Here is an 11,961-nt window from a genome sequence, read left to right as displayed (position 1 = left end):
CAAACCATGCTCGATTGTATTGAGGTGCTCTTTCGCTTCCTCAATAAAGTAGACCATAATCCGCTGCTGTTCTGGCTGCATTACCATCTCCCTTAGGATTCTGTAAGTAAATAAGTCAAAATGATGATGATTGAGAAGGGGGCTCTCTGGTCTTAAAATTCAGTGCCTTCTACTCTGAACCGCTCCACAGAGGATTGCAGTTCGCTGGCCACACTCACCATATTTCTCAGGGAATCTGACACTCTTTGGGCTTCTTGCGAGGTTTCTTGGGCGGTCAATTCAACGGATTGCATCACCTGTGACACATAGCGAGATGTTTCAGTTTGTTCTGCCGTCGCTTTAGTGATAGAACCCACCAGTTGATTAATTTGAGACGATACCTGGATAATGTCATCCAACGAACGCTTTGCTTGTTCAGCCCGTTGCGTTCCTTCAATCACCTGTTGGGTCCCTTCTTCCATCGCCATCATTACCGAGCTTGTCTCACCTTGAATTTGCAAAACAATTTGCTCAATTTCCTTGGACGATTTAGCAGCCCGATCCGCCAACTGGCGGACTTCATCGGCAACCACGGCAAAACCACGACCCGATTCGCCCGCTCGAGCTGCCTCAATACTGGCGTTCAGTGCAAGCAGATTGGTCCGTGACGCAATTTGCGAAATCAAACCCACTATCTTCGAAATCTCCTGAGAAGATTCAGCAAGCCGCTTCACCTTGCGGGTACTTTCAGCCACTGTTTCTCGAATTTGGAGAATACCAGCTACCGTTCTTTCGACAGATTCCCCGCCTTTTTGCGCTGCCTCTGTCGCCTTTTGAGCCACTTGGTCAGCCGATCGCGCACTGTCCGCCACTTGCTGAATAGAAGATGTCATCATTTGCACAGAGTTGAGGGATACCGCTAGTTCCTCGGCCTGACGCAATGCATCAGAAGAGAGACCCCGAGCAAATTCTTCGTTTTCAGCCGCTCCTTTATTCACTTCTTGAGCGGCAACTTTAACCTGTTTAACAATCTTTTGCAGATTATAAATGGTGAGGTTAAAGGAGTCAGCAACCGCTCCTAAAATATCGGCTGTGACTTCTGCCTGAACCGTTAGGTCACCTCGAGCCGCCCCTTCGACGTCATCCAGTAAACGGATAACCTGTCTTTGAAGGTCTTCCTTGGCTTTTTCTTGCTCCTCTGCTTTGCGCTGAACCTCCGCAGTGGTGGATTCAATAAAGCGAGTCATCTGGTTAAAACTGTTGGCGAGTTGCCCAAATTCATCCTTGGAGAATTCGGTTGCTCTTACACTCCAGTCACCTTGGGCAACAGCAGTCAGTTGGGTTTGCAAATCGTTCGTGGAAGCTTTGATTTGGCGCGTCATAATTTGACCCAGCGCTAAGGTAGTGACACCACCTGCCAAACCGGCCGCCACTGCTCCTGCACCCGTTGTAGCTAAGGACTGAGAACTTAATTGACCTGCACCCAGGACAGCTAGGGCAGACACTGCTCCCGCCGTCGTTGACATAATGATTTGCTTTTGCTGCAGAGAAGCATTGGTGAAGGGAGAGAATAGTCCACCTGACCGTTTGGCGAGAGAAGAGGAGCCACCATCAGCGAATAGGGTTCCGCCCTCTCGCTCATCTAAAAAGCCAGATTGGGATGACATTGACAAGTCAGCCGATTGGTTGATGTCGTCTATCGCCAGCCCCTGAGCATTCTCAGGCACGTTGATCAAGCCCGTATCACCGATTAAATCCAATTCGTCTTCAGCGACATTCAGCAAACTGGGATCATCCAACTCATAGTCGGTCGCTGGATCAAAAATATTTAGATCACCTTGATTATCAAAGCCATCCATGGACAGCTCTTCAGATAAATCAATACCAGACATCGGGAATTCGGTTTGATCAACTGAATCGGCTAGATCAAAGTCGATCGATGACATCGCATGTTCTCCAGCCTGATCAAAAGGTTCGTCCAGAGAATTAGCGCTTACTTCAAAGGAATCAATTGCCCCATCCTCATCATGAGCGAGTTGGGAATGCTCTGGCATCGCATCACGCTCTGAATCAGTGACATGATCGTGTTGTGGAGCTGAATGATCTGAGTCGGATGTTGAGTGTTTTTTATGCATGAGTAACGTATCGTCTTCTCCATCAGCAAAACTATCCGAGGCCAATGGTTGACTGTTAGGGTTTTCAGTCACCAAAGGAGCGGATACATAATCATCTAAGGGGTTCGTCTCAACGACAAAAGGATTTTCTTCTGCCGTTGGCGCATCACTCTTCATGTTAGTTTGGGCGGTAAAAAAGGGCTGAGCATCACTGTCGATTTCGGTGCTATGAGTTGTTGTCAAGGCAGCATTTGTGCTATTCATGGCAGAGGCTGATTCAGAATAGCTATAGCCAGATTCTAAGTACCGGGTTGCATCAGCTAGACTATTTCTGGCGCAGTCGAGCAGTTCGGGGTCATGGGTTAACTCCAACACAGACTTGTATTGCTGATTAGCAATTTCATACTGCTGTAGGCAACTATAGATATGGCCTCGTAATAACCGCAGGTTGGGATCGTCAGGATACTCGTTGACGAGATGATCCGTTGTTTCAGCAGCTTCTTGATAGTGCCCTTTCATGTAGTCACTAACTGCTTGTTGATAGTCCTGAGTATACTGAGTACTTAATGACATCTGCCTGCTCCTGCCACTGGATAAATCGAAATGCTTACTGAAGCGAAGAAATTTACGGGTGTTCGTCAGAGAAAACGCTATACCATCTGAAATGCATTAAACCACTAACAATAACTAAAGCTAAGGGCTTTTATGGATGGGTTCAAGCGGAATTAAACCCAATTTACCTATACCCCAATTCCCTCATTGAATTAACTCGCCCATCTCGCAGATCTGAGAATTGCTTCAGGGTCTAGCAACCTCAAAAATTGATTCGTGCTGAGCGCCCATTCTCCTCTCAGGAACGGGGCCATATTATCGGATGCACTTAGAGATGGGCTTAATTTCTCAGCATCCAGCCAGTCCATATCCATCACTTTGTCCACTGCTAGGCCGACGATAATCTCATTCGACTCAATGGCGATAATCGATATTTCTTGACAGTCCGTGTCTAAAGGTTTAGTGTGTCCTAAAAATTGGCCAATATCTGTTACCCAAACGACTTGCCCTCTCAAATTCAGTACGCCCATTAGAACCGGGGAAACATTGGGGATGGGGGTAATTTGATCTGGCGCTAGGGCTAAGACTTCCCGAATGCCTTGAGCTGGCAACGCAAATTCTTGACCGGACTCGATATAAAAGCGCAGGAACAGATCTCCCTCGGGATTGCTGAGTTCCCGGAGTCCAGAGAGTTGATCTGAGTCTGTTGTCTCTACAACAATATTTTGATGACTGACCATAAGGACTTAACCTTCTAGTAATTGCCTAACTGTGACTAGTAATTCTCGTGGTTGTATCGGTTTGGTCAGATATGCATCTGCCCCTTGTTTCATCCCCCAATACCGATCAAATTCTTCTGTTTTTGAGGAACAAATTACAACTGGTACATTTTGAGTTGTTGGGTTAGACTTTATTTCACGACAGACCTCATAACCATTTTTACGAGGCATGACAATATCTAGGACCACAATATCAGGTTGTGTTGATTGGATTTGTTCCAGCGCTTCTACTCCATCTGTAGCAATCAAAACGGTTAGCCCAATGTCTTCAAGGGCGTTGCTCATCAGTTGCCGCTGTGTAATACTGTCATCAACTACTAAGACTTTTTGCATTTATCGCTACCTAACATCTTGTGCTGAGGCTACTCACGCATAGAGCATCAACCGCATAGGTCAAGGCATCACCAACCTAATTGAGGCATTAGGAAGAAGAGCCTAGTCTGTTTTATTGTGAGATTGCTGATGATATGGCTCACAAGTCACCCCTGCGAGCAAATCCCCTGCGAACTTAGGATACCCTCTCTGATCATGCAATTTGTCAAGACAACGATTGTTTTGTGTGAAAACGATATCTATACCCGGTAATACCAAGGTCTTGGAGTTTGCATGCAAAGAAGGTCCAGTCTTTTGGGAACCATTGATTTGGGATGCTACTGTTTCCCGTTTAGCTGTGACTTTAGAGCTAAACTTTTATCGATTAAGATTGGCTAAATGATTGAAGTTAGCTAATCTTGAGGGAAAGAAATGCTGAATGGCTGAACAATCACATTAGAATAAGAGCTTAGCTTTTATACTGAACAGTAGGTACGAATGAAGTCGATTCAATCATTGGCGGAGAAATCGGCTGAACTTTAACTTTGACCAAGCTCAGATGCAAGTAAAGAAAGAGGGTGATGAGTGTGCTGTACCTTGCCGAAGTACACAAGAAAACAGGCTTTATGGGCGCGAAGACGGAACTGAAGCTCTTAGCCCAAAAACAATCTGAGCACAATTGGAGCCCAATTTCTGGTGAAGAGCTGCTTCAAGCCGATGCAGCCAATGACTACAATGCTGGCGTGCTTGTCTTGGTTGAGATGGATGGCAACCAACAGTTCAAAAGCATCCAAGATGCGACTCGACAATTAGTTGTTATTTTGAAGAGTTTTTCCCGAATGCGGGAGAAGTTCAAAACGCAAGAGGAAGAAATTGAAGGGTGGAAACAATCATTAATTTACCAAAGTCAGGAGTTAACCCGACGTGAGGTAGATATGGAAGCCCGAGCAGAGGAAATTCAGGAGTGGGAAGCTGAATCTCAGAAAATTGAACAGCAACGTCAGGAGTTTGAGGCAACTCGCACCCAAATTCTCCAACTGAAGGAGCAAATGGAGCAAGACCGACAACAGCTCGAAGAAGGTTGGGGTCGGTTGCAGAATGCTCAAAATGAGGCAGCCAATGGACTGTCTGATGAGCAAGTCCACCAAATTGAGCAGCTTTTAGATCAGTTGGATAGCGATCTCTCCCATGGAATCTCCAACCCAGAACAACTTCATCACTTACAAGCGGCTTGGCAGACCCTAGAACAAGACCGCTCCCAGGCCCAGCAACAACAAGCCACCCTCGATCAAAAACAGTCAGAATTACAGACTGCTTGGCAAGAATGGCGGCAAACCCAAGATTCCCTCGCACAGACTCAATTAGAACTTAAAGTACAAGAACAGTCTGTCATTTCGAAGTCAGAGCAGAAAAAATGGTTCAGTGAACAACTACTGGCGTTGAGCAAAATCTGTGAACAACTCAACCAAATTCAAGGAGGAGTTGGCGACCAGGCCGATATGCAAGCATTGCGAGAGATGCCCCTTGAGGAGCTAGAAGCAACGGTGGAAAAGCTTAATACAGAGTTGGCAAAGCTATCGAGTTTTGTAAATGATCAAGAAGAAGAGCTGAACTACCAGCAACAAGCCATTACTGAGTTGGAAGCGAAGATTCAAAATGCGAGTGAGTATGATCAACTCAGCTTGACGGGGGAGTTGGAAGATGAACGGCAGCATTTTCGCTTACTTGACGAAACGTTGGAGGGGCAACGCAAAACTCTAAAAGAACGCGAAGCAATTCTGTATTTTCATCAAGACATTTTGTATCAGCGTAAGCGATCGCAACAGAATCAGTTTCATCAAACCGCCACCCTAGATTTAGATCCTGCCCTCCAATTAGCGAAGGCTGAACGGGAACAACAGCAGCAAGCCCTAGAGCGGCTCAACCAGGAGTTAAAGGACTTGGAGTCGTCCCTGCAAATCACGCGTACTACGATAGAAACGACTGCTGCAGAGCAGGAGAACAAGCAGACTGCCCTCCGGCAACAAGAGCAGGACTTGGAGAACCAGAAAAATGCGCTTGCTGAGCTGTGGGGCAAGATCAAAACCGCCGAGAGCTTACTCCAGCCCATCCAACATGTTTTAGGACAGACGGGTGAAGATGAGCACCAAAGTGACTCTCCTGTTTCCGCATTAAATGAGTTGAAACAGGTATTTATGGCCATTGGTCAAGGCGGCTAAACCGGACTGAGGGAGGCGGATTCTGACTGTCCTGGCCTTCAGGTTGGACCTCAATTATTCCTGGCTAAGGCTCGGGGCTTAGGCAGAGGACAGCAGCTCATCCAATTTAGCCCGGACGACTTGGATATCCTGCCACATCAACCATTTGGGCTTGCCAGGCTCAGGGGAAGGATTTCTGAGGAGATAGGCAGGATGCAAAATGGGCATACATAGATAGCCCTGCCATGTTAGCCACTGCCCGCGGATTTTCGTAATCCCTCGCTTATCCCCCGTAAGACCTCTGACGGCAGTCGCCCCAGTGAGTAAGATAATCTTGGGATCTACCAAGCGAATTTGCTCTAGTAGATAGGGTTTGCAGGCAGCCGATTCATCAGGCGTTGGAGTTCGGTTTCCTGGGGGACGACATTTGACAATATTACAAATATAAACATCTTGATGTGGGTCAAGTTTGACAGAAGCCAGGATTTTGTCTAAAAGTTGTCCAGCTCTACCCACAAAAGGTAATCCAGTTTCATCTTCATGTTGACCCGGTCCCTCGCCAATAATGAGGATCGGGGCTTGAGGGTTACCTCGGCTCACCACGACATTAGTACGGCTGGGTGCTAAATCACAGCGCTGGCAGTGTTGACAATGGGTGGTTAATTCTTCCAAGCTTTTGTAGAAGCCCTTAGGGATGGGAACCTGTGAATGGGCAGAGATGGCCTCGTGGGTTACGGCCTCTGTAACCATGTCAGGTTCGTGCCAATCGAATAGACTGATTTGCGCTTCGTCAGGCATAAAAACGTTACTAGATGGGGAATACAATTGGGGGGTAGCAAGGGAATATCCGGGACATCGAAACTCTGTTCACGTCAAAAGACCACTACTTTAAATCCAGAAAACCCGTCTCTTTCAGCTTGGGGTTAAACCTTAGGGACTCTTGTAAACCGCGTTGGTTGAGGATCTCCAGAATTTCAGATTCCAGGCGTCGCGCAACGGTTTTCAAAATTTTGACTTGGCTGCGCTCGTCCAACTCCGGGTTCTGGTGTTGGGCCCGCTCTTCTGCCGTCATGGCAGCTTTGACATCAATGGCCTGTTCCCACTGCTGTTGATCCGTTTGATTGCCCGGGACGGGAGCCCCATTGCTCTGAATCCAGGTATGCCGCATTTCCTCGAGAAGGGAACGGTTAGGACGGTCAATTGTTTGGACTTTCAGCCAGTAGCATAATCGGGGTTGACGGACTAAATGTTGCTTAAGACTGAGATAGATATCGCGTGAGTATCCCACATATTGCAGGGTTTGATTTTCTGAAAAGATGGCATAGGCGCCAATTTTACCGGCAAATTGCTGGGGTAGCATCCCTTCAGCATCCAGATAGGGGACGGCGGTCAGATCGGCTAGCGGGATAACAAGATGCTCTGCAGACATTGATCAAGCTTTAGTACGACCCACTCCATCAAGTTAGGGCGTCTTGCCAAACTCAGGAAAGCCCCTTCGTTTTGGAGTCATTCCTAGTATGCAGTACTATCCGTCCCTAACGGTAAAAAAATCGTCAGGACTTCACCTTGATGTTGATTTTGGCGGACGATTAGTTTGCCCCCCAGCAGTTCGAAGAGCTGTTTGGTTACAGGTAAGCTCAGGCTTAAATTGCCCGTCTCGGGCTGGAGCATCAGTAAATCACCGATAGCTTTAAGCATCGGCAAATCAGGGACAGATTCTGAATGGGTCATGGTTTGATCAGAGCGTAGCTCCAATTTAAGCTGATCGCCCGCTAGGGCAATCTGTAGCTGCATATGGCTTCCCATCGGCAAACGGTGACTGAGTTGCTCAATTAGGTCGGTGAGCACCTGCTCAAACATATTGGGATCGCTTGTTGCGATCGCAGGCAGTTGCTCTGGCATATCTAACTCAAAGGAAAGACTGCGTCGATCCGCCTGTTTCTGCCATCGAACGACATTCGCCTTTAGCACCTCCTGTACCGAAATAGACCTAAGCTGAACTGTGGGCTTCGTTTCGGCAGTGGTGAGTTCCATTGCCCGAAAAATCAAGCTAAAGCGATCAATTTGCTCATGACATTCTCGCCGAATGGATTCTAATCGTTTCAACACTTCTGCAGGTAAATCCGATCGTTTCAGCAGTAGTTGTGTAAACGTCTGAATAGTCGTCAGGGGCGTTCGCACTTCATGGGCTAACGCTTTCAATAAATCCACCTCTGGGCCTTTGGGATGAGAACGGCTCTCCGCAGAATCCTGACCCGAATCCCGACCCGAGCCGGACGGTTCGGTGGTCTTTTTCTCTGGCGGCCGAGCAGAGCGCTTGCCAGCGGGTTCAGACTTCAGCGGCAAGACATGTTGGTAATTCTGGAGAAGTTGGCGGCTAAATTGCTGAGGAATGTGATAATGGGGGGCCTGGGTTGGCCATTGCTGCAGTAGCATGTCAAATGCCTGTAAGTGGTGAGGTCGCATCAGTTGAATGCGCGATCGCACATTCTGTAGCACCTGATGCACCGTTTCTGGAATGAAGGAGAACTGAAAGCATCCCCCTTGATTAGCAGAGGGCTTCAACACCGCAACCCAACAAAAAGCGGCAGTCAGCACTAAACAAAATCGCTCTGCCAATTGTGGATCTGCAGGCAATAATGGGATCGTTTGAGCAGACTGAGAGGTCGCTTCAGGCTCTGTTCGTTCGCAGGGGGGCAATCGTAATGCAGTATTGTTTGTCGGCACAAGAGCCCAGGTATGAAAATGGGCAAATAAGCCCAGATCGCTGAAGAGGGGCGTAGGCCCCGTTAGAATCAAACCTCGCCGCTGCCCTGGATCGAACTGCATCCCACTGGGTTGACTGATGTTTTTTTCCTGAGGGGCCAGCAACAGGGATAACAGCGTGCCAATCGCAACGTGCCACTCCGTTTCACTCCGACGGGATTGAGGTTCAGACCACCAATCCAAATTCGGTTCACAGTCCTGGAATCCTTCGCCCACCGTTGGCAAAACCCACGCATTCACGTTCGCCACTGTCTCCCATCTCTACTTCCTGATTGAGATATGCTTTGCTCTCTTTTGAAGATAGCGGTTCCACCGCCACTCCCCTAGTCGTAGAACCGAACGTTATGGGCGAAATATCCCTGCTCATCTGTTTCGCATCTTACTGGAAAGCGGGCCTGCTTCTCTCCCGCAACCCGAGACCGTTAATAGCGTTAAGATAATTAAACCTGATCCCCTATGATTGGATTAGAGCCGTGATATTAAGGTGTATTCATGCCTCCCTTTACTGGAATTTTTGTCATGATCGGTATTCTGGGGCTGCTGATTGCTGTCCATGAATTGGGTCATTTCCTGGCTGCAAGACTTCAAGGAATCCATGTCAACCGCTTTTCCATTGGTTTCGGCCCGGTCCTATGGAAATACCAGGGGGAACAAACCGAGTATGCCTTGCGGAGTATCCCTTTAGGCGGTTATGTGGGATTTCCAGATGAAGACCCCGACAGCTCTATTCCGCTGACCGACCCAGACTTGATGCGCAATCGGCCCGTTTTAGATCGGGCTATTGTCATCAGTGCCGGGGTAATTGCCAACCTAATTTTGGCGTATGTGCTGCTGGTCGCAGAAGTCGGCATCGTTGGTGTCCCTGGTGGCGTTCAGTACCAACCCGGCGTATTGATTGCGCAAGTGGCAACGGATGTAAGTTCCGTCGCGGCCAATGCAGGCATCCAAGCAAGAGACATCGTCCTAGCCGTTGACGGTCAGCCCTTAGGACAAGCAGAGGCCGCTCGCGATTCCCTGATGACATCCATCCAAAACAACGATGGTCAACCGATTCAATTGCATATTCAGCGGCAAGATCAAACGCTAGACATCAACATTATTCCCGAACGAACCGATGAGGGGCTAGCTCGCATTGGAGTCCAGCTTGCTCCCAATGGCCGCCTAGTGCGCCGCCCGATCCAACATATCGGTGAATTGTTTAGCACTGCCGCCCAAGAATTTCAGAAAATCGTTGGCTTTATGGCCCATACCCTGGGCGAACTGGTGGGCAATTTTAAAGAGTCCGCCAGCCAAGTCGCAGGCCCCGTCGGTATTGTTGCCATTGGCGCTGACATGGCTCGCACCGATATGACGAGCCTATTTCAATTTGCAGCGGTCATTAGCGTTAACTTGGCTTTTATCAATATTCTGCCGTTGCCAGCCTTGGATGGAGGTCAACTGGCTTTCTTGTTGTTGGAAGGGCTTCGAGGCAAACCCTTACCCAATAAAATCCAGGAAAGCGTTATGCAGGTCAGCCTGTTCCTCCTCCTCGGACTTGGAGTGTTTATGATCGTGTTGGATACAGCCAAACTGATGACTTAGGCTATGCCTCGGAGTTCCGCCAAAAAAGTAAAAGCCTTAGAATTATTAGCCCGCCTAAAGCAGCTCTATCCCGATGCAACCTGCAGCTTGACCTATGAAACCCCCGTTCAGCTGCTAGTGGCAACGATCCTGTCAGCGCAGTGTACGGATGAGCGCGTGAATCAGGTCACACCAGCTCTCTTTGCCGCTTACCCGGATGCCCCTGCCCTCGCTGGTGCCGATCGCCAAGCCCTCGAAGAGCTGATTCGCTCAACGGGCTTCTATCGCAATAAAGCCAAGCATATCCAGGGGGCTTGTCAAAAGATTGTCAGTGATTTTGATGGCCAAGTGCCAAACCAGATGGAGCAATTGCTGACCCTACCTGGGGTTGCGCGCAAGACCGCGAATGTGGTTCTCGCCCATGGCTATGGTATCAACATGGGCGTCACGGTAGATACCCATGTCAAACGCTTAAGTAATCGGTTGGGGTTGACCCGCCATCAAGATCCCGTCAAGATCGAGCAGGATTTGATGAAGCTCCTTCCCCAAGACGATTGGGAGAACTGGTCAATTCGCCTAATTTATCATGGCCGAGCGGTTTGTAGCGCCCGGAAACCAATGTGTGATCGCTGTTCCTTAACCGATCTCTGTCCTGCTGCCGGAAAGGTCCTTTCAGCACGCTCCCGCCCCAAAGGATGATTCGCGATCACAATTCTTTCCAAAAAAATCGACAAGATTCGTTAAGATAGAAAATACTGTTTAAATTTTTAATTGGACATCCCACAACTTCATGGCTAAAAAAGGCATGGTTGAGCGAGAGAAAAAGCGGCAACGACTCGTCGCCAAATACGCTCACAAGCGCCAAGCGCTACTCGAACAAATTTCTCAAGCCACCTCTCAACAAGAGCGGATGGATTTACACCGCCAGCTTCAGCGCTTACCTCGCAATAGCGCCCCCACCCGCTTGCGCAATCGTTGCTGGGTAACCGGTCGGTCGCGGGGCTACTATCGCGATTTTGGGTTGTCTCGCCATGTTCTGCGAGAAATGGCCCATGAGGGTCTTTTACCGGGCGTCACTAAATCGAGCTGGTAACTCGCGTTTATTCTCTTTAAATTGCAACAGCTTCTCTAGGACTTCATAGGGGAGTTGTTTGTCTTACCTAAATCTATAACTAGCCGCTAACCCGTGTTTCGCCCGCTCAATTAAGACTGGCCACAGCAGGTATCAATGCCTAAGCTATTGAGCAACAGATCGCTAACCGCATTGGCAACTGCAAACTCGCTATAAAAGCTTTTAGAGAAGTCAAACCTTTGCATCTCCGTCAAAATAGCGATCAGTAAAGAACCAACATCGTTTTCACCTTCCATCCGTTGCCGGAGATAGATAGCAGACGCTCGTTCAGCGATTTTTGCATTGACGATTTCCGGTAAAAACTCGCGGTCGAGCCAGGTATGCAACGCCTGACGCAACCATGCGGCTTCTTGTTCAGGACTGCTACAGGGGGGTAGGGTTACAGCTGGAATGGGCTCAATCATGGTCTTGGCAGATGGCTTCTTATATTAAATATAAGCAATTTTGCCCATTGTGAAGCAGAACTATGGGGTCGTGCATCAAAAAAGTGTGGGTTTGTTAAACCTATAGGGAGTTGAGTTATCCTATTCCCTGATGCAATGTCTTCTATGTGGTCACCCCAAGACCCA

The 11,961-nt window shown here is 48.4% G+C and carries 11 protein-coding genes; 4 read left to right on the top strand and 7 right to left on the bottom strand.

The window, feature by feature from the left end; translation table 11 throughout:
• Positions 1-152: 152 nt before the first annotated feature.
• From Q0991_RS19175 to Q0991_RS19165, 3 genes are all read right to left on the bottom strand, one after another.
• Positions 153-2,666, bottom strand: coding sequence for a methyl-accepting chemotaxis protein (locus tag Q0991_RS19175; protein WP_299491507.1), 2,514 nt, complete (start codon positions 2,664-2,666; stop codon positions 153-155).
• 191 nt (positions 2,667-2,857) lie between these two features.
• Positions 2,858-3,385, bottom strand: coding sequence for a chemotaxis protein CheW (locus Q0991_RS19170; RefSeq protein WP_299491505.1), 528 nt, complete (start codon positions 3,383-3,385; stop codon positions 2,858-2,860).
• Between the two features lie 6 nt (positions 3,386-3,391).
• Positions 3,392-3,757, bottom strand: a complete 366-nt coding sequence (locus Q0991_RS19165; RefSeq protein WP_299491503.1) for a response regulator — start codon at positions 3,755-3,757, stop codon at positions 3,392-3,394.
• 560 nt (positions 3,758-4,317) lie between these two features.
• Between Q0991_RS19165 and hmpF the strand changes: the two genes are divergently transcribed.
• Entirely contained in the window at positions 4,318-5,955 is a 1,638-nt protein-coding gene (hmpF, locus tag Q0991_RS19160; RefSeq protein WP_299491501.1) for a pilus motility taxis protein HmpF, read from the top strand.
• Between the two features lie 78 nt (positions 5,956-6,033).
• Here hmpF and Q0991_RS19155 read toward each other — a convergent pair whose 3' ends face one another.
• The 3 genes from Q0991_RS19155 to Q0991_RS19145 form a co-directional block, all read right to left on the bottom strand.
• Positions 6,034-6,732 (bottom strand): uracil-DNA glycosylase, encoded by a 699-nt coding sequence (locus tag Q0991_RS19155; protein ID WP_299491497.1) that lies wholly within the window; start codon positions 6,730-6,732, stop codon positions 6,034-6,036.
• 85 nt (positions 6,733-6,817) lie between these two features.
• Positions 6,818-7,363, bottom strand: coding sequence for a GIY-YIG nuclease family protein (locus Q0991_RS19150; RefSeq protein ID WP_299491494.1), 546 nt, complete (start codon positions 7,361-7,363; stop codon positions 6,818-6,820).
• Between the two features lie 83 nt (positions 7,364-7,446).
• Positions 7,447-8,940, bottom strand: coding sequence for a HAMP domain-containing sensor histidine kinase (locus Q0991_RS19145; protein WP_299491491.1), 1,494 nt, complete (start codon positions 8,938-8,940; stop codon positions 7,447-7,449).
• Positions 8,941-9,192: 252 nt separating this feature from the next.
• Here Q0991_RS19145 and rseP point away from each other — a divergent pair, with 252 nt between their 5' ends.
• The 3 genes from rseP (at position 9,193) to rpsN (ending at position 11,353) form a co-directional block, all read left to right on the top strand.
• The gene (rseP, locus tag Q0991_RS19140) at positions 9,193-10,281 is read left to right on the top strand and encodes an RIP metalloprotease RseP (RefSeq protein ID WP_299491487.1); all 1,089 of its coding nucleotides are present in this window, start codon (positions 9,193-9,195) and stop codon (positions 10,279-10,281) included.
• A gap of 3 nt (positions 10,282-10,284) precedes the next feature.
• Positions 10,285-10,959 (top strand): endonuclease III, encoded by a 675-nt coding sequence (gene nth / locus Q0991_RS19135; RefSeq protein ID WP_299491484.1) that lies wholly within the window; start codon positions 10,285-10,287, stop codon positions 10,957-10,959.
• A 91-nt stretch (positions 10,960-11,050) separates the two neighbouring features.
• The gene (rpsN, locus tag Q0991_RS19130) at positions 11,051-11,353 is read left to right on the top strand and encodes a 30S ribosomal protein S14 (protein ID WP_299491481.1); all 303 of its coding nucleotides are present in this window, start codon (positions 11,051-11,053) and stop codon (positions 11,351-11,353) included.
• 110 nt (positions 11,354-11,463) lie between these two features.
• On the opposite strand, the gene Q0991_RS19125 is transcribed toward rpsN, so the two are convergent.
• Positions 11,464-11,796 carry a hypothetical protein gene (locus Q0991_RS19125; protein ID WP_299491479.1) on the bottom strand — a complete coding sequence of 111 codons (333 nt, stop codon included), beginning with the start codon at positions 11,794-11,796 and terminating at the stop codon, positions 11,464-11,466.
• Positions 11,797-11,961: the final 165 nt, after the last annotated feature.

It is taken from the genome of Acaryochloris sp. IP29b_bin.137 (assembly GCF_028285745.1).
Lineage (GTDB): Bacteria > Cyanobacteriota > Cyanobacteriia > Thermosynechococcales > Thermosynechococcaceae > Acaryochloris.
Note: the sequence above shows the minus strand (reverse complement) of the source record. Positions and strands in the feature narration are given on the sequence as shown.

Excerpts from the sequence above, each read along its gene's own strand:
- Q0991_RS19170 (WP_299491505.1), bottom strand. The coding sequence starts at position 3,385 with ATGGTCAGTCATCAAAATATTGTTGTAGAGACAACAGACTCAGATCAA.
- nth (WP_299491484.1), top strand. The coding sequence starts at position 10,285 with ATGCCTCGGAGTTCCGCCAAAAAAGTAAAAGCCTTAGAATTATTAGCC.
- Q0991_RS19175 (WP_299491507.1), bottom strand. The coding sequence starts at position 2,666 with ATGTCATTAAGTACTCAGTATACTCAGGACTATCAACAAGCAGTTAGT.
- rseP (WP_299491487.1), top strand. The coding sequence starts at position 9,193 with ATGCCTCCCTTTACTGGAATTTTTGTCATGATCGGTATTCTGGGGCTG.
- Q0991_RS19155 (WP_299491497.1), bottom strand. The coding sequence starts at position 6,732 with ATGCCTGACGAAGCGCAAATCAGTCTATTCGATTGGCACGAACCTGAC.
- hmpF (WP_299491501.1), top strand. The coding sequence starts at position 4,318 with ATGAGTGTGCTGTACCTTGCCGAAGTACACAAGAAAACAGGCTTTATG.
- Q0991_RS19125 (WP_299491479.1), bottom strand. The coding sequence starts at position 11,796 with ATGATTGAGCCCATTCCAGCTGTAACCCTACCCCCCTGTAGCAGTCCT.
- Q0991_RS19165 (WP_299491503.1), bottom strand. The coding sequence starts at position 3,757 with ATGCAAAAAGTCTTAGTAGTTGATGACAGTATTACACAGCGGCAACTG.
- Q0991_RS19150 (WP_299491494.1), bottom strand. The coding sequence starts at position 7,363 with ATGTCTGCAGAGCATCTTGTTATCCCGCTAGCCGATCTGACCGCCGTC.
- rpsN (WP_299491481.1), top strand. The coding sequence starts at position 11,051 with ATGGCTAAAAAAGGCATGGTTGAGCGAGAGAAAAAGCGGCAACGACTC.